The sequence below is a fragment of the Celeribacter sp. genome (assembly GCF_048259695.1).
Classification (GTDB): Bacteria; Pseudomonadota; Alphaproteobacteria; order Rhodobacterales; family Rhodobacteraceae; genus Celeribacter.
This window is the reverse complement of the sequence record NZ_JBLXHL010000005.1, coordinates 276,842-296,624: the sequence shown is the minus strand read 5'-3', so window position 1 is coordinate 296,624 and position 19,783 is coordinate 276,842. Positions and strand designations below refer to the sequence as shown.

At 58.9% G+C, this 19,783-nt stretch carries 29 protein-coding genes and 1 tRNA gene; 16 read left to right on the top strand and 14 right to left on the bottom strand.

Translation table 11 applies throughout. The features are described from left to right. Positions 1 to 21 precede the first annotated feature (21 nt). Positions 22 to 156 (bottom strand): 50S ribosomal protein L34, encoded by a 135-nt coding sequence (gene rpmH / locus ACN0Q0_RS11705; RefSeq protein ID WP_012177012.1) that lies wholly within the window; start codon positions 154 to 156, stop codon positions 22 to 24. 279 nt (positions 157 to 435) lie between these two features. On the opposite strand from rpmH, the gene ACN0Q0_RS11700 reads away from it, so the two are divergent. The 6 genes from ACN0Q0_RS11700 (at position 436) to ACN0Q0_RS11675 (ending at position 4,829) form a co-directional block, all read left to right on the top strand. After that, positions 436 to 1,158: a TVP38/TMEM64 family protein gene (locus ACN0Q0_RS11700; protein WP_417243576.1), complete on the top strand. Its 723-nt coding sequence runs from the start codon at positions 436 to 438 to the stop codon at positions 1,156 to 1,158. 3 nt (positions 1,159 to 1,161) lie between these two features. Next, positions 1,162 to 2,535 (top strand): dihydrolipoyl dehydrogenase family protein, encoded by a 1,374-nt coding sequence (locus ACN0Q0_RS11695; RefSeq protein ID WP_417243575.1) that lies wholly within the window; start codon positions 1,162 to 1,164, stop codon positions 2,533 to 2,535. A gap of 63 nt (positions 2,536 to 2,598) precedes the next feature. Beyond that, positions 2,599 to 4,011, top strand: coding sequence for a sensor histidine kinase (locus ACN0Q0_RS11690; protein ID WP_417243574.1), 1,413 nt, complete (start codon positions 2,599 to 2,601; stop codon positions 4,009 to 4,011). A 92-nt stretch (positions 4,012 to 4,103) separates the two neighbouring features. Next, a tRNA-Arg gene (locus ACN0Q0_RS11685) sits at positions 4,104 to 4,180 on the top strand. A 197-nt stretch (positions 4,181 to 4,377) separates the two neighbouring features. Next, complete coding sequence (locus tag ACN0Q0_RS11680) at positions 4,378 to 4,599, top strand: hypothetical protein (RefSeq protein WP_417243573.1); 222 nt, start codon at positions 4,378 to 4,380, stop codon at positions 4,597 to 4,599. After that, positions 4,596 to 4,829 carry a sulfurtransferase TusA family protein gene (locus ACN0Q0_RS11675; protein WP_417243572.1) on the top strand — a complete coding sequence of 78 codons (234 nt, stop codon included), beginning with the start codon at positions 4,596 to 4,598 and terminating at the stop codon, positions 4,827 to 4,829. Before ACN0Q0_RS11680 ends, ACN0Q0_RS11675 begins: the two co-directional genes overlap by 4 nt. Position 4,830: 1 nt before the next feature. On the opposite strand, the gene mobA is transcribed toward ACN0Q0_RS11675, so the two are convergent. Further along, positions 4,831 to 5,439 carry a molybdenum cofactor guanylyltransferase MobA gene (gene mobA, locus ACN0Q0_RS11670; protein WP_417243571.1) on the bottom strand — a complete coding sequence of 203 codons (609 nt, stop codon included), beginning with the start codon at positions 5,437 to 5,439 and terminating at the stop codon, positions 4,831 to 4,833. Between the two features lie 128 nt (positions 5,440 to 5,567). Here mobA and ACN0Q0_RS11665 point away from each other — a divergent pair, with 128 nt between their 5' ends. The 3 genes from ACN0Q0_RS11665 (at position 5,568) to ACN0Q0_RS11655 (ending at position 6,827) form a co-directional block, all read left to right on the top strand. Beyond that, positions 5,568 to 6,089, top strand: a complete 522-nt coding sequence (locus ACN0Q0_RS11665; RefSeq protein ID WP_417243570.1) for a DUF2478 domain-containing protein — start codon at positions 5,568 to 5,570, stop codon at positions 6,087 to 6,089. 87 nt (positions 6,090 to 6,176) lie between these two features. Then, on the top strand, positions 6,177 to 6,434 hold the full coding sequence (locus tag ACN0Q0_RS11660) for a hypothetical protein (RefSeq protein ID WP_417243569.1): 258 nt from the start codon (positions 6,177 to 6,179) through the stop codon (positions 6,432 to 6,434). A 36-nt stretch (positions 6,435 to 6,470) separates the two neighbouring features. Beyond that, on the top strand, positions 6,471 to 6,827 hold the full coding sequence (locus tag ACN0Q0_RS11655; RefSeq protein WP_417243568.1) for a hypothetical protein: 357 nt from the start codon (positions 6,471 to 6,473) through the stop codon (positions 6,825 to 6,827). A gap of 14 nt (positions 6,828 to 6,841) precedes the next feature. Here ACN0Q0_RS11655 and ACN0Q0_RS11650 read toward each other — a convergent pair whose 3' ends face one another. The 11 genes from ACN0Q0_RS11650 to ffh form a co-directional block, all read right to left on the bottom strand. Next, positions 6,842 to 7,654: a division plane positioning ATPase MipZ gene (locus tag ACN0Q0_RS11650; protein WP_417243567.1), complete on the bottom strand. Its 813-nt coding sequence runs from the start codon at positions 7,652 to 7,654 to the stop codon at positions 6,842 to 6,844. A 209-nt stretch (positions 7,655 to 7,863) separates the two neighbouring features. Then, on the bottom strand, positions 7,864 to 8,085 hold the full coding sequence (gene rpmE, locus ACN0Q0_RS11645) for a 50S ribosomal protein L31 (protein ID WP_417243566.1): 222 nt from the start codon (positions 8,083 to 8,085) through the stop codon (positions 7,864 to 7,866). 11 nt (positions 8,086 to 8,096) lie between these two features. Then, on the bottom strand, positions 8,097 to 8,477 hold the full coding sequence (gene rplS, locus ACN0Q0_RS11640; RefSeq protein WP_417243565.1) for a 50S ribosomal protein L19: 381 nt from the start codon (positions 8,475 to 8,477) through the stop codon (positions 8,097 to 8,099). 252 nt (positions 8,478 to 8,729) lie between these two features. After that, a complete protein-coding gene (gene trmD / locus ACN0Q0_RS11635; protein ID WP_417243564.1) occupies positions 8,730 to 9,560 on the bottom strand; it encodes a tRNA (guanosine(37)-N1)-methyltransferase TrmD in 831 nt (276 codons plus the stop codon). A 50-nt stretch (positions 9,561 to 9,610) separates the two neighbouring features. Continuing rightward, on the bottom strand, positions 9,611 to 10,393 hold the full coding sequence (locus ACN0Q0_RS11630) for a hypothetical protein (protein ID WP_417243563.1): 783 nt from the start codon (positions 10,391 to 10,393) through the stop codon (positions 9,611 to 9,613). Next, complete coding sequence (rimM, locus tag ACN0Q0_RS11625; RefSeq protein WP_417243562.1) at positions 10,393 to 10,902, bottom strand: ribosome maturation factor RimM; 510 nt, start codon at positions 10,900 to 10,902, stop codon at positions 10,393 to 10,395. Before rimM ends, ACN0Q0_RS11630 begins: the two co-directional genes overlap by 1 nt. Further along, complete coding sequence (locus tag ACN0Q0_RS11620) at positions 10,899 to 11,318, bottom strand: EVE domain-containing protein (protein ID WP_417243561.1); 420 nt, start codon at positions 11,316 to 11,318, stop codon at positions 10,899 to 10,901. Before ACN0Q0_RS11620 ends, rimM begins: the two co-directional genes overlap by 4 nt. Positions 11,319 to 11,399: 81 nt before the next feature. Further along, the gene (gene rpsP, locus ACN0Q0_RS11615; RefSeq protein WP_417243560.1) at positions 11,400 to 11,789 is read right to left on the bottom strand and encodes a 30S ribosomal protein S16; all 390 of its coding nucleotides are present in this window, start codon (positions 11,787 to 11,789) and stop codon (positions 11,400 to 11,402) included. 52 nt (positions 11,790 to 11,841) lie between these two features. After that, positions 11,842 to 12,141, bottom strand: a complete 300-nt coding sequence (locus tag ACN0Q0_RS11610) for a chorismate mutase (RefSeq protein ID WP_417243559.1) — start codon at positions 12,139 to 12,141, stop codon at positions 11,842 to 11,844. Beyond that, a complete protein-coding gene (locus tag ACN0Q0_RS11605) occupies positions 12,138 to 12,680 on the bottom strand; it encodes a GNAT family N-acetyltransferase (protein ID WP_417243558.1) in 543 nt (180 codons plus the stop codon). The genes ACN0Q0_RS11610 and ACN0Q0_RS11605 overlap by 4 nt, the downstream gene beginning before the upstream one ends. Position 12,681: 1 nt before the next feature. After that, positions 12,682 to 14,223: a signal recognition particle protein gene (gene ffh, locus ACN0Q0_RS11600; RefSeq protein ID WP_417243557.1), complete on the bottom strand. Its 1,542-nt coding sequence runs from the start codon at positions 14,221 to 14,223 to the stop codon at positions 12,682 to 12,684. A gap of 295 nt (positions 14,224 to 14,518) precedes the next feature. Between ffh and ACN0Q0_RS11595 the strand changes: the two genes are divergently transcribed. The 3 genes from ACN0Q0_RS11595 to ACN0Q0_RS11585 all read left to right on the top strand — a co-directional run bounded on the left by ACN0Q0_RS11595 (position 14,519) and on the right by ACN0Q0_RS11585 (position 17,120). Continuing rightward, entirely contained in the window at positions 14,519 to 15,229 is a 711-nt protein-coding gene (locus ACN0Q0_RS11595) for a hypothetical protein (protein ID WP_417243556.1), read from the top strand. Positions 15,230 to 15,340: 111 nt separating this feature from the next. Further along, positions 15,341 to 16,231 carry a LysR family transcriptional regulator gene (locus ACN0Q0_RS11590; RefSeq protein WP_417243555.1) on the top strand — a complete coding sequence of 297 codons (891 nt, stop codon included), beginning with the start codon at positions 15,341 to 15,343 and terminating at the stop codon, positions 16,229 to 16,231. Positions 16,232 to 16,268: 37 nt separating this feature from the next. Next, on the top strand, positions 16,269 to 17,120 hold the full coding sequence (locus tag ACN0Q0_RS11585) for a DMT family transporter (protein WP_417243631.1): 852 nt from the start codon (positions 16,269 to 16,271) through the stop codon (positions 17,118 to 17,120). A 5-nt stretch (positions 17,121 to 17,125) separates the two neighbouring features. Here ACN0Q0_RS11585 and ACN0Q0_RS11580 read toward each other — a convergent pair whose 3' ends face one another. After that, complete coding sequence (locus ACN0Q0_RS11580) at positions 17,126 to 17,467, bottom strand: ArsR/SmtB family transcription factor (protein WP_417243554.1); 342 nt, start codon at positions 17,465 to 17,467, stop codon at positions 17,126 to 17,128. Positions 17,468 to 17,678: 211 nt separating this feature from the next. On the opposite strand from ACN0Q0_RS11580, the gene ACN0Q0_RS11575 reads away from it, so the two are divergent. From ACN0Q0_RS11575 to ACN0Q0_RS11560, 4 genes are all read left to right on the top strand, one after another. Beyond that, a complete protein-coding gene (locus ACN0Q0_RS11575) occupies positions 17,679 to 18,035 on the top strand; it encodes an AtpZ/AtpI family protein (protein WP_417243553.1) in 357 nt (118 codons plus the stop codon). Between the two features lies 1 nt (position 18,036). Continuing rightward, complete coding sequence (locus tag ACN0Q0_RS11570; protein ID WP_417243552.1) at positions 18,037 to 18,792, top strand: F0F1 ATP synthase subunit A; 756 nt, start codon at positions 18,037 to 18,039, stop codon at positions 18,790 to 18,792. A gap of 55 nt (positions 18,793 to 18,847) precedes the next feature. Beyond that, a complete protein-coding gene (locus tag ACN0Q0_RS11565; protein ID WP_417243551.1) occupies positions 18,848 to 19,084 on the top strand; it encodes a F0F1 ATP synthase subunit C in 237 nt (78 codons plus the stop codon). A 110-nt stretch (positions 19,085 to 19,194) separates the two neighbouring features. After that, positions 19,195 to 19,779, top strand: coding sequence for a F0F1 ATP synthase subunit B' (locus ACN0Q0_RS11560; RefSeq protein WP_417243550.1), 585 nt, complete (start codon positions 19,195 to 19,197; stop codon positions 19,777 to 19,779). Positions 19,780 to 19,783 lie beyond the last annotated feature (4 nt).

Sequence of the window (19,783 nt, the reverse complement as noted above, 5' to 3'; positions counted from 1 at the left end):
GTCGAGCCCTAAGGGCTGCCCTTATGCGGACAGAGACTTGCGGCCGCGTGCGCGACGTGCGTTCAGGATTTTGCGACCCGCTTTGGTTGCCATACGTGCACGGAAACCGTGGCGGCGCTTGCGGACGAGGTTACTCGGTTGAAAGGTGCGTTTCATCGCGCCATCTCCATCGGTTTGGTCATGGCCCAAACCCCAAGTCGTGGGATTCGAAGGCCGACATTCATTGAAGCCCTGCGTTTAGGTGGCCCAAGGCGGCTTGTCAATTCGTGTCTTTGGGAATTCTGTAACATTTCCACCTGTAGAGACGAAAACACCGGCGAACTGCTCGCGACAGATCAACCGCGCGTGAGATCGGTGCAACACAAGGGCGTGGGAGGTGGCAATTGTGGTCCATTGAGCGCAGATAAACAACCAACAGCGAACCAGAGAGGCCATATGGCACATATAGACCCCCCAAAGACGCGGCGCCACACCGGCCCGTTGGTTGTTTTGATCGCAATTGCCATTGGCTTGGCGGTTTTGTTCCGTGATTCGCTCAGTTTTGAGGCGCTTGCGGAAAATCGCGAGGCGCTTTTGGCCTATCGTGATGCGCATTATGGCCTGTCCGTGGCCATTTTTATCGCCGCCTACACCAGTATTGTGGCGTTCTCGCTTCCCGGGGCGACGATTGCGACACTGACGGGCGGCTTTTTGTTCGCAACCTTTCCGGGGGCGGTGTTCAACATCATAGGTGCGACCACGGGCGCGTGTCTGTTGTTTCTCGCGGCGCGATGGGGCCTTGGTGACTGGCTGTCGGCCAAGATGGAGACGGGCTCCGCGCGTATTCAGCGGATCAAGCGCGGATTGGACAACAATCAGTGGTCGATGCTCTTTTTAATGCGCCTTGCGCCGGTGGTGCCGTTTTTTGTCGCCAATCTTCTCCCCGCCTTGCTCGGAGTGCCGTTTTCCCGCTTCGTGGTCTCGACGGCCGTTGGCATCATTCCGGGCGCGGTGATTTACACCTCCGTCGGTGCGGGGCTTGGTCAGGTGTTCGAGGCCGGTGAGACGCCTGATTTGGGTGTCATTTTTGAGCCGCATATCCTCTTGCCGATCCTTGGCCTGTGTGCCTTGGCGATCCTGCCGATATTTTTGAACTCCCGCAGCAAACAGGACCTGTAACCCATGAAAAAGATCAAAACAGATATTTGCGTCATCGGGGCCGGATCCGGTGGGCTGTCCGTCGCCTCCGGCGCGGTTCAAATGGGGGCATCCGTGGTCCTGATTGAAAAGGGCGAGATGGGTGGCGATTGTTTGAACTCGGGGTGTGTGCCGTCAAAGGCGCTGTTGCATGCCGCCAAAGAGGGCCGCAGTTACGCCGATGCTATGGCGCATGTTCAAAACACCATTGCCACCATCGCCCCCCACGATAGCCAGGAGCGGTTCGAGGGATTGGGCTGCACCGTGATCCGCGACCACGCACGGTTCACATCCCCCAAAACGGTTGAAGCAGGGGATACGGAAATTACCGCCCGCCGTTTTGTCATCGCCACAGGATCGCGCCCGTTCGTGCCGCCGGTCGAGGGGTTGGCCGATGTGCCATATCTGACCAACGAAAGCCTCTGGGCGCTGCGGGAGGCGCCGGCGCATTTGCTGATCCTTGGTGCGGGGCCGATTGGCATGGAAATGGCGCAGGCGCATCGCCGCTTGGGCTGTGACGTTACGGTGATCGAGGCGGCCACGGCCCTGTCGCGCGAAGACCCCGAAGCGGCTGCCCTCGTCATCGCCGCGCTCAAGGCCGAAGGCGTAAAGATCATCGAGGGCGACAAAGTGGTGCGCGTGTCGGGGGGGCGGCACGACATCACGCTTGATCTTGAAAGCGGCAACCGGATCACAGGGTCGCATCTTTTGGTGGCGACGGGTCGTGTGGCTAACTCCGAGAGCCTTGCTCTGGAAAAGGGCGAGATTAATCGCAACCGTGGAGGCATCAAAGTCGACGCGCGTCTGCGCACCTCGAACCGCCGCGCCTATGCGATTGGCGATGTGGTCGCGGACAACCTGCAATTTACACATGTGGCGGGCTATCAGGCGGGTGTCGTGATCCGGTCGCTTTTGTTCGGCCTGCCTGCCAAGGCCGCAACGCATCATATTCCGCACGCCACCTATACCGCGCCCGAACTGGCACAGGTGGGTTTGTCAGAGGCTGACGCCCGCGAGACGTATGGTGACAAATTGGAAGTTGTCCGCGCCGAGGTGTCTGGCAACGATCGCGCCATTGCCACCGACCGCGCAGGCGTGGGGTTCATCAAGGTCATGGTGGTCAAAGGGCGCCCTGTCGGGGTCACGATTGTCGGGCCGGATGCGGGCGAATTGATCCCGTTGTGGAGCTTGGCGTTGTCCGCAAAACTCAAGATGAGCCAGATCGCGGGCATGATTGCACCCTATCCCACACTTGCAGAGCTTAACAAACGCGCTGCGGGTGCCTATTTTACCCCTAGACTGTTCGACAATCCAAAGGTCAAAACAGTGGTGAAACTGGTTCAGCGGCTTTTGCCGTAACGGGACCGGAAAGGGTTTATGGGACTTTCGCGGTTTATCAACTCGCTGACAGGACGATTCCTGATGCTGACGATCATCTTTGTGATGGCCGCAGAGATCATGATATTTGTTCCCTCCATCGCACGCTTTCGCGAGGATTTCCTGCTGTCGCGTCTGGAACGGGCGCAAATCGCGTCGCTTGCGCTGTTGGCCAACGACAGTCTTGATATGGACCTTGAGGACGAGCTGCTCGCCAACGCGGACGTTTATAACGTCGTGTTGCGCCGCAATGAAATCCGTCAGCTTGTGCTGTCCTCCCCGATCCCTGAACAGATCTACGCGACCTATGATCTGCGTGACGCCTCGGCCTTTGAATTGATCCGCGATGCCACGGCGGCACTTTTGGATCCGACCAACCGCGTGATCCGTGTGATCGGCGATCCGGTGAAACAGGCGGGCCTGTTGATCGAGGTGACGTTACCAACCGAACCGATGCGCGATGCGATGGTGGACTACGGCATTCGCATTTTGATGCTCTCCGCGGCCATCTCGCTGTTCACGGCGCTGTTGTTGTTCCTCGCGGTGCGCGCCCTCATCGTGCGTCCGATCAAACGTGTGGTCGGCGCGATGACGCACTATGCCCAAGCGCCGGAGGATGCCCGCCGCATTATTGAACCCTCCGCCAAGGTCTATGAGCTGCGTGAGGCCGAATTGGCCCTGTGTTCGATGCAAACAGATCTGACGTCCTCACTGCGCCAAAAAGAACGGCTTGCGCAGCTCGGGGGGGCGGTTGCGAAAATCTCCCATGATCTGCGCAACATTCTGACCACGGCACAACTGTTCTCGGACCGTCTGGAAACCTCGCAGGACCCTGCGGTTATCCGGTCCGCGCCCAAGCTGATGAACTCGATCCAACGCGCCGTGAACCTGTGTGAAAGCACGCTTGCCTTCGGCAAGGCCGAAGAGCCGTCCCCGACCATGTCCGGTGTGCGCGTGGCGGAGCTTGTCGGTGATGTGATCGAGGGGGAACGCCTGTCTTCCGGTGACGCCGATATTTCATTCGCCGAGGATGTCCCCGCGACCATGGTGATGCGGGCCGATGCGGAACAGATGCACCGCGTGCTGTCCAACCTCGTGCGCAACGCCCGTCAGGCGTTGGCAACGCAACCCGATGGTGGCGAGATCAGTGTCGCCGCACGCGAGGACGAAAACGAATGGGTGCTCACCGTCTCTGACACGGGGCCGGGTCTGCCACCAAAGGCCCGCGACCACCTGTTCCAACCATTCCAGGGCGGCACACGCAAAGGCGGCTTTGGCCTTGGTCTCGCGATTGCTGCGGAATTGATCCGTGGACACGGTGGCAAATTGCTTTTGGAGCGCACGGATGAGACGGGTACGGTCTTTGGCATTCATTTGCCCAAAGGCTTTGTGACCGAAGCCATGCCGACCGCCGCCCATGCCCATGCACAGACCGGTGCAACAAAGGCCGCCGAGTAGGCATCCGTCGCCTGTGTTCCGACACTTTTTTAAAAATCATGACGAATGCCCCTTGCACCTGTGCGCCGCACTCGGTAAATCGCCCCCAGAGCGCACCCGTAGCTCAGCTGGATAGAGTACCTGACTACGAATCAGGGGGTCAGAGGTTCGAATCCTCTCGGGTGCACCATTTCCCTTTTTTGACCGTTTATGACTTTGGTCTTTGCGACAGGCATTGTCTCGAGTGCCCGTCAGTCGGAGTGACTTGTTTCACGATCGTTTGACCGGCGGCGGCTTTGTGTGTGACGGGACCCGATGGGAGTTATCTTGGCACGCTCCCCTAAGCGGCCTATGATGCAGGCGAAAACCGCTGACGGAGACACGCAGGTGGCGCAAAATACCCCACGTACAGATGGTCTAGAAAAGATCGCCCGCCGGAAGCTATCAGATCAACTGCTCGATAAACTGCATGGCATGATTGCGGCGGGGGTGTTGCACAACAGCGGGTTAATCACTCTCACTCAATCGGGCAACAATGCGTGGTTGCTGCGATGGCCTGTCACCTTGATCGGTCAAGCGATGCTTTCGGGGCAAAGGCCTAAGACATGACGGACCAAAATGATCACGAAATCGACGCTGTGGGTCTGTTGTGCCCGCTGCCTGTGCTCAAAGCCCGCAAGGCTTTGCTGACGATGCCCGCAGGGGCCGTGTTGCGTCTGGTCGCGTCCGACCCTGCTGCGGTGATTGATGTGCCGCACTTTTGCGCCGAGGCAGGGCATGACTTTATGTCGTTCGAGGACTCGGGTGATGTTCAGGTGTATCTGATCCGGCGTGGCTGATTTACCGGTCGAGGGCGGCCTCGGCTATGGCCAGATCTTCGGGGGTGTTGATGTTAAAAAACGGGTCGAGCCCGCCGTGGGCGGGAACGGGGACCACCACTGCGCCATGGGACCGTGCAAACCACCCCACACGCCGCTCTTCGCGCATTAGGGCGTCATAGATGGCCCCGCGCAGATGCACAGGCCACAGGCCTACAACGGGGTGCTGACGCTGCCCGTCGCCATCGGGACCTGCGGCAATGGAAAATCTGGCATCCCCCGCCCCCTGCGCCAGTTGCGCCACCAGACCATCCGGCAAAAACGGCGTATCGACGGGGGCGGTAAAAACCTGTTCCATCCCCAATTGTGCGGCCCACTCCAGTCCTGCAAGAATGCCGGCAAGCGGTCCGGGTCGGTCAGGAAGGCGATCGGGCAGGACGGGCAGGTTATGCGCGGCATAAAGAGCAGGGTCGCCATTGGCGCTAATGGCCACCGCCCCGCATTGCGCTGAAACGGCCTCAACCGAGCGCTGTAACAGGGTCACGTCACCAAGCCTCACAAGCGCCTTTTCCCCGCCGCCCATGCGCCGCGCCCGCCCTCCGGCCAATATCAACCCTGCGATCTGTGTCATGGTCTGCCTTTTGCCCCGAACCCACATCATCGGGCCACATCTTGGGCGCCTGACGGGTGGGTGTGTTTTGACTTTCACCGATGGGTGTCATTCTGTATTCCGCATGGGGAACTGACAAGGGATCAAACATGCTAGCCGTCGTTTCAGGGCGCGAACAAGGTGAGACAGACGCCGTCTTGCGGGCTGTCGCGGCCTCCTTGCGCGATCAGGGCGTGTGCGTCGCGGGCGCCGTTCAGGTCAACACGGATCCGTCGGGAGAGGCCGTGTGCGACATGGATTTACAGATCCTGTCCTCGGGCGCTCTCATCCGCATCAGTCAATCGCTTGGCCCCCATGCCCGCGGATGCCGGCTTGACCCCGACGGGTTGGAGCGGGCGGTGGCGGCGGTTGAGGCGGATCTGTCCACGCTCTCGCCGGACCTCGTGATCATCAACAAATTTGGCAAACAAGAGACCGACGGGCGCGGGTTCCGCGATGTGATCGGTCTGGCTTTGGCCGCAGGGATGCCCGTTATCGTTGGTGTCAGCCCGGGCAAACGCGCAGCTTTCGAGGCCTTTTGTGGAGGCCTTGCTGTGCCGCTTGCGGCCGATGTCGTGTCTGTTCTGGCATGGGTTGCGGCGCATATCAGATCTGATACGGACGCCGGATAAGGCACGTAGTTTCCATATCTCGGCCCGATTTTCGCCCCGTTCGGCTGTCAAATTCTGTGTAAGAAGATGAACAAAAGGACATTTGAGATGCTTGATATCGACCCCTTCACAGCACGTATCGAAGCCTTTGCCGCGACCCTGACGTCGGGACAAATCTACATGATGCTCGGCATCGGCCTCGGGTTGATTGTCCTGTCATTGTTGGCGATCGTGTTTCGAACACAGCGCGGCGTGCATATCGATCCCGCGACCCTAGACCTCAACGGCAAACACAAAAAGGGCCGCGCGGCGCGCAACGGTCAAGTTCTCGCCCGCTTCGACCAGATTTCCATATCAAAGGCGTAAAAGGATCGTCTGCGACAGTTTTTAAGAGGTTTCATTATGTACAAAATGGTTATTCAGGCGGTCATGCTCACGGCCGCAGCGGTCTTTTTTATCTTTTTCAAATCCGACAACCTGCGCCATGCATCGCAAACGGGGGACCTGTCTGCCCTCACATCCGGCGCGGTCCGATCGGCCTATGCGGATATCGATATGTCGGGGCCGGATCCGGTTTACTCGCAACCGTTTTATAAAAAATACGATCCGCGCAAACTGTGGTCCGAGCGCCCGAAAACGGTCAGGCTTTCGCCGAAATCAATACGTGTCGAGCCCGCTCAGGCCGGCGCCGATGTCACCGCAGCGTTGCGAGAAAAGGGCGTAAATCCCGACACCGTGTCAGTCGTGAAGCTGAAATAGGCAGGCGTGCAGGGCTAGAAATTAACCTCGACACCGGGCAATTTGATCTCTTTGAGCAGATCGCGCACTTCCTGACGGGCGGCCACATTGGAAATGTTCAACGCATTTTTCACGCCAACGTCTTTGAGGTCGAGCAAGGTCAAACCGCGGGGGAACAATTCGCGGAAAATCACGCGCTCCGAAAATCCGGGTGCGACGCGGAACCCGATCCGTTTGGACAGATCGTCCATCGCATCCCCGATCTTCTTTTTGTTGTGCATGTTTTGCGCACCGAGACGGTTGCGCAACACCACCCAATCAATCGGTTTTAGCCCCGCTTGGGCGCGCAACTGACGCGCATTCCACACCATTTCCGAGTACACAGAGGGGCCGAGGATTTTGTTGGTCTCCGGATCGACACGGGCCAAAAGGTCAAAGTCGATGAAACTGTCGTTGAGTGGTGTGACCAATGTATCGGCAAGCGAGTGCGCCACCTGGCTCAAGCGCGTATGCGAGCCGGGGCAGTCGATCAGTATGAAATCACATGTGTCCTCAAGGCCGGTAACAGCCAGAGACAGGCGACGGTCATAGAGGTTTTCACCCTCTTCGAGGTCGTCGGTATTGACGGCGGGCAGGTCGCGGTACTCAGGGGTCGGAAGGTCGAGCCCCTCACGCAAACAAAAGGACAAACGGTTTTCGAGGTAGCGTGCGAATGTCTTTTGACGTAGGTCCAGATCCAATCCGCCAACACGATATCCCATCCGCGATAGGGCCGTTGCGACATGCATGGAGACGGTTGATTTTCCGGCTCCGCCTTTTTCATTCCCAACAACGATAATATGTGCCACGTGCCCTGACCCCGTATGTGTCGCGCCCCTGTCAGATCGGGCGCGTGTCTCTCAATGAAGTTCCTGTATGCCGCTGATCCGCCCCCGTGCGCAAGGGCGTTTCGTGCCGGGCGGGGCGATCCGTGATGGGGATGCGACAGGCGGGCGCACAAACAAAAAGGCCCGCAGAATGTTCTGCGGACCCTTTGTAAAACAACAGGGGACTAAGCTTAGAAGCCGAGGCCGGAGTATTTGTTTTTGAACTTGGAGACGCGACCGCCCTGATCCATCAAACGGGTCGAGCCGCCGTTCCATGCGGGATGCACGGAGGGGTCGATGTCGAGGGACAGTTGGTCGCCTTCTGCGCCCCAAGTGGACTTCATCTTGAGCATGGTGCCATCGGTCATTTTGACGTCGATGATGTGGTAATCGGGATGTGTATCGGCTTTCATCGATCTTCTCCTTAGGCTTTGGACGCGAGCGGTTTGTAGTTGGTGACTTCTGCGATACGTGCGGATTTACCACGACGATCACGCAAGTAGTACAGTTTGGCGCGACGAACGCGGCCGCGACGCACAACTTCAATGCTGTCAATGTTGGTGGAGTGCAGCGGGAACATACGTTCCACACCTTCGCCAAAGGAAATCTTGCGAACCGTGAAGGAGCCGGAAATGCCAGCGCCGTTCTTACGGGAGATGCACACGCCTTCGTACATCTGGACGCGGGAGCGGGTGCCCTCGGTCACTTTGAAGCCGACGCGAATGGTGTCGCCAGCTTTGAAATCCGGAATTTTATGGCCGAGAGCTTCAATCTGCTCGGCTTCCAGTTGTGCGATAAGGTTCATCGCTTTCTCCAATTGTTCTCGTGGTTTATGTCCACGAATGTTTCGCGCGTCCCAGAGCTCCGTGTCTTCTTTCGGGTCATCATATGCCCGCCGGAGAATTCGGTCGACTTTACTTGTTGGTGTTTTGATGTGGTCCACACTGAGGCCGAAGAAAGCACCCGAACGAACAGCAAAACAGTCCACACACCGATTCCGGTGCCAGACGGGCGGTGTATAGGGCGCATTCATCCGCCGGGCAAGATGATTCTGGCCTTATTTCTTTGGGGATTTCGCGGGGTTTTGCGCGGCGTAGTCGGCCCACATATCGGGGCGGCGCTCTTTGGTGATTTTCTCCGCGATTTTCTGACGCCACTGTGCAATTTTCCCGTGGTGGCCCGACATCAGAACCTCGGGGATGGGAAGTCCGCGCCATTCGGCGGGCTTGGTGAACTGCGGGTGCTCAAGCAGACCGTTCGAGTGGCTTTCTTCCTCTATGCTCTCGGCGTTTCCAAGCACCTCAGGCAACAAGCGCACGGTGGCGTCGATCATCGCCTGAGCCGCGATTTCCCCGCCCGTTAGGACAAAATCACCAAGACTGACCTCTTCGATCCCGTAGTGATACAGAACGCGGTCGTCCAATCCCTCGAAGCGGCCACAGATCATCGTGACGCCCTGTGCCTTTGACCACCGTTGTGCGGTGGCTTGGTCGAACCGCTTGCCGCGTGGCGACAGGTAAACGAGCGGCCAGTCCGCGCGGTTTGGCGGGGTGCCGTCCTGAGCGAAATCAATCGCCTCGCCCATCACGTCGGGGCGCAACACCATGCCCGCGCCGCCTCCGGCGGGGGTGTCGTCCACGTTGCGGTGCTTGCCGATGCCAAACGCGCGCAGATGGATTTTCTCCAACTGCCATTTGCCCTCGCTCAACGCTTTTCCCGTGAGGCTTTCGCCAAGCACGCCGGGGAATGCTTCGGGAAACAGCGTGATGATCTTGGCCGTCCAGACCCCCGCCAGATCGGGAGTGTCGGTCATCAACTCGCGCGGGCGCAAGGTCTGGCGCACCGCGAGGCGACCGTGGGATTTTGGCTTGGGGGTGTCATCTGTCATGGACGCCTCATAGTGCAAATCTTCGCGCAGGAAAACGCTTTTGCCGTGATTTAGTCTTTGGATGTGTCGCCATTGATAATTGCACGCTTTTGCGCCCAATAGGCGGGGCCGAAGATTGGCGCACAATTGAGCGCGTGGAGCCGTTCACGCGCATCGCCACCGGGATAGGTGTTTTCGTTTTCGGGCAGATGCAGAGCCTCAAAGAGGGGCGCCAAACCCAGTTGCGCAAGAACAGGGCGTACTGGATGGCCCGCATCGGCGACATCACAGTGCGTTATCGGCACCTCGGGGAGCCTGTTGCGGGTGTCGTCGATGACCGCCGCGTGGTCTGCGGCTGTCTGGTACCGTTCCATAAATTGCGCATAGCTCACGCGGTAGCGGTCTTTTTTGAGGCGCTGCCAGTAACACGAGGCAAGCCACCCCGTGCGCCGCGTCGAGAAATAGATCTCGAAAGGGGCGGTTTTCCCCATGACCGACTGCCATGCGTTGTGTAATTCTTTGAGCACCACGGGGGCGGCGGCGTAGTGAAAGACCCGTTTGTAGCCAATACCGTAGCCCGACAGGCTTTCGTTCGAAAGCAGGATGGGACGCGGATCGTCACGGTCCAGATCGTCAAAGAATTCTGTGGCCTCGGTGGCGACGATGGCGCGTGTTTCCTTGCCCCGCGCCGCGGAAAATTCTTTGGCCGCCCCCGCCAAAAGCATCTGCGGGATATCCCGGGCCAGATGAAGCTCGACATGCGGGTCAAGCAGATCGCGGTTGATGCGCAGTGTTTCTTGCAGCGTTGTTGTGCCCGTCTTGTGAAATCCGGGGTGAACAAGGATTCGGCGCATTACTCGAACAGGCCCTCGGGGGGATCCGCGATGATGCGCCGTGCAGAGAGATCTACGGTGGGGACATGGGCGCGGGTAAAGGGCAGCAGGACCGACGCCTTCAACGTGGGGCCGCTCACCTCCAACAGATCACCCGCCCCGTGGTTCAACACATCGGTGATCTTGCCCAAAACCGTGCCGCCGGTGTCGCAGACCTCCAGACCGATGAGGTCGGCATGGTAAAACTCGTCATCCGGCAGGGAGGGCAGGGCATCGCGACTGGCGTGAAGCGTCACACCACGCAGCGCGTCCGCCTCCTCTTTGGTCTCGACCCCGCCAATACGGGCGGAAAACCCGTTTTTGATCGAGCGCGTCAATGTGATGTCAAAGCTACGTTTGCCGTCTTCGGACATCAGCGTGCCGTAGGTGGCGATATCCTCGGGGACGGCGCAAAACGACTTGATGCGTACATCGCCGTGGACGCCGAACGAGCCGGCGATGGCCCCTACTATGATCATATTCTGTGTCATTTTGCCCTCATGGCGGTTGCGATGGTCGCGAAATCTGTTGCGCTAACTTCGAACATACTTTGACGAAACGCCATACCCCAATTGTGTGTCGAGTGGACGAATGTGAGGTGGTCTAGCATCGGACGCACAGGCACCTCGCGCACCGTTTCATAAGCCGCCGCCCGCATCCACGCGTCCCGCTCCATGACGGGAAACGCCGCAAAAACAGGCGCGTCCCCTGTCACCTCGCCAAGCGCGGTAAAGGCCTGAACAGGGGCGCCCCCAAATGTGTCGCGCGGGCTGTAATAGGCAAATTGGTCGCCCTTTGCGAGTTTGCGCACCGCGGCCTCTTTGCCGTGGGAAAAGGCGCAGAACCCGTTTTCCTGTGCAATTAAAACGTGGCCGCGATGGGCGACCCCGATCCAGTATTTCGTCATGCTCACCCCAAACAAAAACCCGAACGCGAGGGTGTCGCGTTCGGGTTCAGTCTAATCGCAAAAAAGGTGCGCTGACGAGGTTTACTCCTCGGCGGCTGCTTCTTGTGCAGGTGCGGCAGCAGCTTCAGCGGCCTCGGCAGCTTTGGCTGCTTTTTCTTCGGCGCGGGCCACGGCTTTTTTGCCTGGTGTGCCTTTGGTTGGGTTGGCGCGTTCTTTTTTCGCAACAACGCCAGCCGCTTCGAGCATGCGGGAGATACGGTCGGTTGGCTGTGCGCCTTCGCCGAGCCAGTATTTTACGCGCTCGACGTCCATCTGTACGCGCTCTTCGTTGTCTTTGGCGAGCAGTGGGTTGTATGTGCCGAGTTTCTCGATGTAGCGACCATCGCGTGGCATACGTGCGTCAGCAGCAACGATGCGGTAAAAAGGGCGCTTTTTGGAACCGCCGCGGGCGAGCCGGATTTTCATAGCCATGATTAATTCTCCTATTGATAGCTATTGAGCTTGGGTTTTTCTCTGAAAAACCTCAGCAATCTTGGTGTTGTTTGTGGTGTTGAATGACTTCCTGAATAATGAACTTCAGGAATTTCGTTGCGAATTCCGGATCGAGGTTGGCGCGTTTCGCCAGATCTTCGAGCCGTGCGATTTGGGTTTCTTCCCGCGCCGGATCGGAGGGCGGAAGGTCGTATTCGGCCTTGAGCTTGCCCACTGCCTGGGTCTGGGCAAAGCGCTCGCCAAGGGTATAGACGAGGATGGCGTCGAGACGGTCGATGCTGTCACGATGTTCGGCCAGAATTTCTTGGGCGCGGCTGACGGGATCACTCATGCGTAGGCCTCCATTCCGCCGTCTTGCAATGCGGCGGGGTCGGGGTGGCGATAGACAAGGCAATCCTCGTCGTCGGGTGTGGCCGCTGTCGTATCGACGAATGCGCCAAGGCGTTCGGCAAGGGCGATAGAGCGGGTGTTTGCCGCGTCGATGTAGGACACGAGTGTCTCGCGCCCCATCTCGCCGTAGGCCCAGTCGCGCGCGGCCGTGGCCGCCTCAAAGGCGTATCCGTAGCCTTCTGCGCCCTCACAGAGCATCCACCCCAATTCGACTTCGGGGAAATGCGGTGGTTTGCCGATGGCGACCTGACCGAGGAATGCACCGTCCTCAGTGCGCTCAACGCCCCATGCGCCGTGATCGAACAGCGCCCATTGCGCGATGTCGCCACAAAAGGCGAACCATGCTTTGCGACGCTCCATTGGTCCGCCCATAAACCGCGCACGCTCCGAGGCAAACGCCGCGGCATAGGCATCGAAATCACTGGCGCGATGGGCGCGCAGTGTCAGACGTTGCGTGGTTATGGTGGGCGCGTGGGTCACGTTATTTCTTCTTTCCGAAACCGGACAGACCGGGGGGCAGGGCGCTGCCGCCGAGGCCGGGAAGTCCGCCGCCGATGCCGCCCCCCATGCCGCCAAGCGCACCAAGGCCGCCCGCGCCACCGAGTGCTTTCGCCGCCGCTTCCATTGCTTTGGGGTCGTTCATGTCGGGCATGTCAGGCATATCGCCCTTGCCGCCAAACATGCCTTTGACGGCCTGTTTGAGCATGCCGCCTTTGCCCATTTTCCCCATCTTTTTCATCATGTCGGCCATCTGGCGCTGCATTTTGAGAAGTTGGTTCAATTCGGGGACTTCGAGACCTGCACCTTTGGCGATGCGTTTCTTGCGGCTGGCCTGCAACAGCTGCGGGTTGGCGCGTTCGAGTTTGGTCATGGACTGGATCAGGGCGATCTGGCGTTTGAACACGCTTTCGTCAAAGCCGCTGTCCTTGATCTGTGACGCGGCTTTTTTCATGCCGGGCATCATGCCCATGATGCTTTCCATGCCGCCCATTTTTTGCATTTGCTCAAGCTGCATCTTGAGGTCGTTCATGTTGAACCGACCCTTTTGAAAGCGCTTCATCATGCGTTCGGCGTGTTCGGCCTCAATGGTCTCCTGGGCTTTTTCGACGAGGGATACGATGTCGCCCATGCCAAGGATACGGCCCGCGATCCGCTCGGGGTGGAATTCCTCAAGCGCATCCATTTTCTCGCCAAGGCCGACAAACTTGATCGGCTTGCCCGTGACGGCACGCATGGACAAAGCTGCACCACCGCGCCCGTCGCCATCCATACGGGTGAGGATCACACCCGTGATGCCGATGCGCCCGTCGAAATTCTCGGCGGTGTGTACCGCATCCTGACCCGTCAGGCCGTCGACAACCAGAATGGTTTCGCGCGGGGTGGCGATGTCGCGCACGGCCTCGACTTCGGCCATAAGAGTGTCGTCGATTGACAAACGGCCCGCGGTGTCGAGCATGTAGACGTCATAGCCGCCCATGGTCGCCATCTGCTTGGCCCGTTTGGTGATCTGTGCGGGGGTCTCGCCCGCCACGATGGGCAAGGTATCGACGCCGATTTGCTCGCCCAGCACGCGCAACTGTTCCATCGCCGCAGGACGGTAGACGTCGAGCGAGGCCATCAGAACGCGCTTGCTTTGCTTTTCCTTGAGGCGCTTGGCCAATTTGGCTGTCGTGGTGGTTTTACCGCCACCTTGCAAACCGACCATCAGGATCGGCGCAGGGGGATTGTCCACTTTCAACGCGCCGATATCGGCCTCGTCACCGGCAAGGAAATGCACCAACTCGTCGTGGACGATTTTCACGACCTGCTGACCGGGGGTCACGGATTTGGTGACGGCCTGACCGGTGGCTTTTGCCTCGACGGCCTTGACGAAATCACGCGCAACGGACAGTGAGACGTCTGCCTCAAGCAAGGCCACGCGCACTTCGCGCAGTGCGGTTTTCACATCGGCTTCGGACAGCGCCCCTTGTTTGGTGAGCTTGTCGAAGACGCCCGAGAGGCGATCTGACAGATTTTCAAACATTATGGCGGTCTCCCTACCTGTTGACGATGTGCTTCATCCGGGGACGAAGCGGTGAAATGCAAACGCCGAATGGATTTTGGCCCCCGTGGGCGAAACTCGCTGACGGGGGGCGATCCTGGCGCGTGGGCCTGAGGACCGGAAGAATTTGCGCTTCCGGAAAATGTTGTGCTGCGTTTACGCGCGGGGACAATGTGAGTCAAGAGGGCAGGGGTGTGGCCGGCCTGCGCGATTTTTCGTGGCGAAGGACTGGCATGTTCTGCGCTACGGTCTAACTGGGGCGGGTAATCGGGAGGCCATGATGGACCGTATTTTGATCCTTGGCAGCGGCCGCGCCGCGCCGCAAGCCGCGCAGTGGGACCTTGGTGCCTTTGACGCCGTGGTCGCCATTAACAACGCGTGGCGGGCGGTGCCGCAGTGGACGCACCACATCCACCCTGACGACTTTCCCCCCGAACGTTGCCCCGATGTCGTCGCTGCGGGGCAGCAAGTTATTACAAGCCCACAGTATGTTCCCGCGCAAAATGCCTATGGCGGCTTTGTCTATGCCGGTGGAACGATGGCGTTTACCGCCGCTTATTGGGCGCTTCATGCGTTACGTCCGAAAGTGATGTGTTTTTTCGGTTGCGACATGGTGTATCCGGCTACGGCACAGACCCATTTTTATGGCACGGGATCAGCGGATCCACTGCGCGATGATCCGACGTTGAAATCCCTGCCGGCCAAAGCGCGGCGGTTGCAGTATTTCGCAGCGGCGCAAGGTTGTGCCGTGGTCAATCTGAGCGATACGGACAGTGTCCTGCCCTATCCGCGTCAGGATGTGCGGGCGCTGTCCGGTCCCGTTGCGCCCCTTTCATTCGACGCGGCACAGGCCGCCTTGGCGCACCGTATGGAGGAACAGGCGGGGTATTATGTGCCGTCAGGAATGTACTGGACCGAATTGGCACGATTCTCCCAGAACACTCTGGACGCCATCGATGCGGCGTGGATCGCGGCGTTCAGGGATTAAGCGCAGCCGCCGCGCCAAAAGGCATATGCCGCGCCCTGATTTCCCTTGCACTTTTGCAGGGCGAGGGTGATTTAGGGCGATACGTCAGCAACTTTGCACAGGTAGCACGCCATGATGTCTGAAAACTGGGATGAGATTCGCACCGCATTTCAGGTGGCCAAATTGGGGACCGTGTCGGGGGCCGCACAGGTTCTCGGCGTCCACCACGCCACTGTGATCCGTCATATTGATGCGCTCGAGGCGCAGCTTGGTGTCAAGCTGTTCCAGCGTCATGCCCGTGGCTATACCCCGACCGAGGCCGGTACGGACCTGTTGGCGGTTGCACAGGCCACGGACGACCAGTTTTCGCAACTGGCCAGCCGGATCAAGGGGCGCGGTGAAGATGTGTCAGGCGAACTGGTCGTCACATCGCTGCCCGGAATGGCATCCGTGATCGCGCCCGTGTTGGCCGAGTTTCAGGCCGCCTATCCCGATGTCATCGTGCGCTATTTGACGGGAGAGCGCGTGTTCCGCCTTGAGTACGGCGAGGCCCATGTCGCCATCCGTGCGGGCAAACCGCCACAGGAACCCGACAATGTGGCACAGCCGTTTTACGTTCAGGAGGTCGCTCTTTATGCGCACCGTTCCTACCTTGACCGGTTCGGGCATCCCGCGCCCGATCGTCTGATGGCCGAGTTGCGCTTTGTCGGCCACGATGACCCTGCGCACCGTGCGCCGTTTATGACGTGGCTGCATGAACAGGTTACGCCAGACCGGATTACCTTTCGAACATCCGAGGCGGATGCCATGACCCAAGCCATTCTGTCAGGCGTCGGTGCGGGGTTTATGTTGATTCAGGAGGCTGCCACGCATAGCGATCTGGTCGAATTGATGCCGGCGCGCCCTGAATGGGCGAGCGCCAGTTGGCTCGTGACCCATGTTGATTTGCACCGCACCCCGAAAGTTCAGGCCTTTCTTACCCTGCTCAAAGACCGCGCAAAGGAGTGGCCCTGTGCCTCATAAAGCATCCGACCATGATCGGCGGCAGGGCCACATCGCCATGCTCGTCTTCTCGTTTCTGGTGGCGGGGTCGTTTTCGCTCGGCTCAATGGCGGCCAATGAAATCTCGCCCTTTGCGCTCAACGGTGTGCGATTCATCATCGCGTCTATTGTGGTCGGGATGTTGGCGCTGTTCACCGGCGGCATCCCGCGTGACGCGATGCGAGCCCCGTGGCGCTACGCCATTTTGGGCGGGTTGTTCGCGCTCTATTTCGTGATGATGTTCGAGGGGCTCAAGACCGCAACGCCCGTGTCGACGGCAGCGGTGTTTACCCTCACGCCCGTGTTCGCGGCGGGGTTCGGCTATCTCATCATGCGCCAGATCACCACGCGCCGTATCGCGCTTGCTTTGGCCGTGGGGGCGTCGGGGGCGCTTTGGGTCATTTTTCGCGCGGATCTGTCGGCCTTGCTTGCCTTTGAGGTCGGGCGCGGCGAGGCGGTCTATTTCATCGGCGTTGTTGCCCATGCGCTTTATACGCCACTGGTGCCAAAGTTTTCACGCGGGGAGCGCACCTTTGTGTTCACCTTTTTCATTCTGGTCGCGGCGACGATTGTCCTGTTGGCCTTCGGGTGGCGTGACATTGCGGCGACCGAATGGGCTGCACTGCCCCCGATTGTCTGGATCACGCTTGGCTATGTCTCGATCGTGGCGACCACGACCACCGCGTCGCTTCTGGCGTTTGCTTCGGTGCGGCTCGCCTCGGCCAAGGTCATGGCCTACACCTATCTCACGCCGTCATGGGTGATCGTATGGGAAATCGGGTTGGGCCACGGGGTGCCGTCGGCGCTTGTCTTTGGCGGGATCGGCCTGACCATCCTTGCGCTCTATTTGTTGCTCAAACACGAGGCGTGAGGGCGCTACGCGGTGGCGTCACCGTCGTCGCGCAGTTCATGCGCCAGAAACCGCTCCAACCCGTCGAGGTCGAATGCCTCGAACTGGCCAAATCCCTGCATCCACACGCTTGCGGCCCGCATGGCATCGGGATCAAGTTTGCACCACTTGACCCGTCCACGCTTTTCTTGGGCAATCAGGCCCGCGCGGGTCAAAATCGTCAGGTGTTTGGACACGGCGGCCAGTGACATCGCAAACGGTTCGGCCACATCGGTCACAGCCATATCATCCTCGAGCAGCATGACGAGGATCGCCCTGCGGGTCGGGTCGCCCAAAGCGGCGAAGATGAGGTCAAGGTCAGGTGCCATATGTCAAAGCGATAGGCAGGGCGTGGGCATTGGTCAACCATTTGGTTGAATAACGTATTTGCCGCCGTTCGCACCCAAAGGGCCGATCCGACCGGATGTGTGGAATTGATACGTCATATATTTCAGTGGCTTGGCCTGATTTATGCCTTATTGACTCTGATGCGCCTGCACCCTAGTTTCCGCCGCAACGACCTTAGGGGGCAAAACGTCTATGAGCGACCCGCATGATCCAAAGCGTCTACGCGCACTGGAAGAGCGGATCGCGCAGGCGAAGGGGGCGCAAGTTCCAAAAACCTCCAAGGGTGAAGAGCACTTTTCCCAAGCCAATATGGCATGGCGGATGGTGATCGAACTGGTTGCCGGTTTAGGTATCGGTTTCGGCATTGGGTACACCCTTGACGGGGTGTTCGGGACAATCCCGATTTTCCTTTTGCTGTTTGTAGGATTGGGTCTTGCGGCCGGCGTCAAAACGATGATGCGCACGGCGAACGAGATCCAGAAGCAACAGTTGGCAGACGCCGACGAACAGAATAACGCGGGCAATTCCGCACACGACGAGAGGGATTAAAATGGCTGAAGAAGCACACGGCTCCGAAGGCGGTCTGGCGATCCACCCGATGGATCAGTTCAAGGTCACTCCTCTGTTCGGTGATGGCCCTATCCACTGGTACACTGTTACGAACGTGACGCTCTGGATGGGCATTGCCGTTCTGTGTGTCATCGGTCTGTTGGTGTTCGGGTCGCGTGGTCGCGCCGTTGTTCCTTCGCGTATCCAGTCTGTCGCCGAGCTGATGTACGGCTTTGTACACAAAATGGTCGAGGATGTGGCCGGCAAGGATGCCATCCGCTACTTCCCCTACATCATGACGCTGTTCTCGTTCATCGTGTTCTCCAACATGCTCGGCCTCATCCCGCTGTCCTTTACGACCACCACGCACATCGCTGTCACCGCCGTTCTCGCGATGTTGGTGTTCACATTTGTGACCGTGCTCGGTTTTGTCAAAAACGGCACCAAGTTCCTCGGTCTTTTCTGGATCACCTCCGCACCGCTTCCGATGCGTCCGGTCCTCGCGATCATCGAGTTGATTTCCTATTTCGTGCGTCCTGTGAGCCACTCTATCCGTCTTGCGGGTAACATGATGGCCGGTCACGCCGTGGTGAAAGTATTCGCAGGCTTCGCCGCGATCACGATCATCTCTCCCGTTTCCGTTCTGGCGATTACCGCCATGTACGGCCTCGAGCTACTCGTAGCCTTCATTCAGGCTTACGTGTTCACCATCCTGACGTGTGTGTATCTGAAAGATGCGCTGCATCCCTCACACTAACAAGCACGTCACGAAAACTACTAACCAATTCCAAAAAACGTAAGGAGATAGGAATATGGAAGGCAATATCGCAGAAATGGGTCAATTCATCGGTGCAGGTCTTGCAGGCATCGGTTCGGGCGCAGCAGCAATCGGTGTTGGTACCGTTGCCGGTAACTACCTCGCAGGCGCTCTGCGTAACCCATCCGCAGCTGCTTCGCAGACTGCGACCCTCTTCATCGGCATGGCTTTTGCAGAAGCGCTCGGGATCTTCTCGTTCCTCGTCGCTCTTCTGTTGATGTTCGCCGTCTGATCTGACGCTCCATCCTTACGGCAGGGTGGGTCGCTTCGTCGGCCCACCCTCGCGTAACACGGGGTCCCTTTGGCCAAGCCAGAGGATTAGGACAGAGTCAGGAGGACAAGATGGCAACAGAGACGCACGGGGCCGAAACCCACGCTGCTGACGCTGCACATGACGCCGCAAACGGCGCTATGGATGCAGCACACGGTGCTGCCGAAGTTGGCATGCCGCAGCTGGACTTTTCGACGTTCCCGAACCAGATTTTCTGGCTTTTGGTCACGCTCGTCGTGATCTATTTCGTGCTGTCGAAAATCGCTTTGCCGCGCATTTCTAGTGTGCTCGCAGAACGGTCCGGCACGATCATGAATGACATTGCCGCCGCCGAAGAGCTCAAGCTCAAGGCTGTGGATGCGGAAGATGCCTATAATCAGGCACTGGCAGAGGCGAAAGCCGAAGCACAGCGGATTGTTCAGGACGCACGTGACGCGATCCAGGGTGATCTGGACGTCGCAATCGCAAAAGCGGACGCAGATATTGCAGCGAAATCTGCAGAATCAGCAAAAGCCATCGCGGAAATTCGCGAGGGCGCAATGGACGCCGTAAAAGACGTCGCCAAAGACACTGCCAAAGAAATCGTGGCGGCTCTCGGTGCGAAAGCCGACGCCAAATCGATCACTGCGGCCATCAACGCGCGGCTGAAAGGGTAAGATT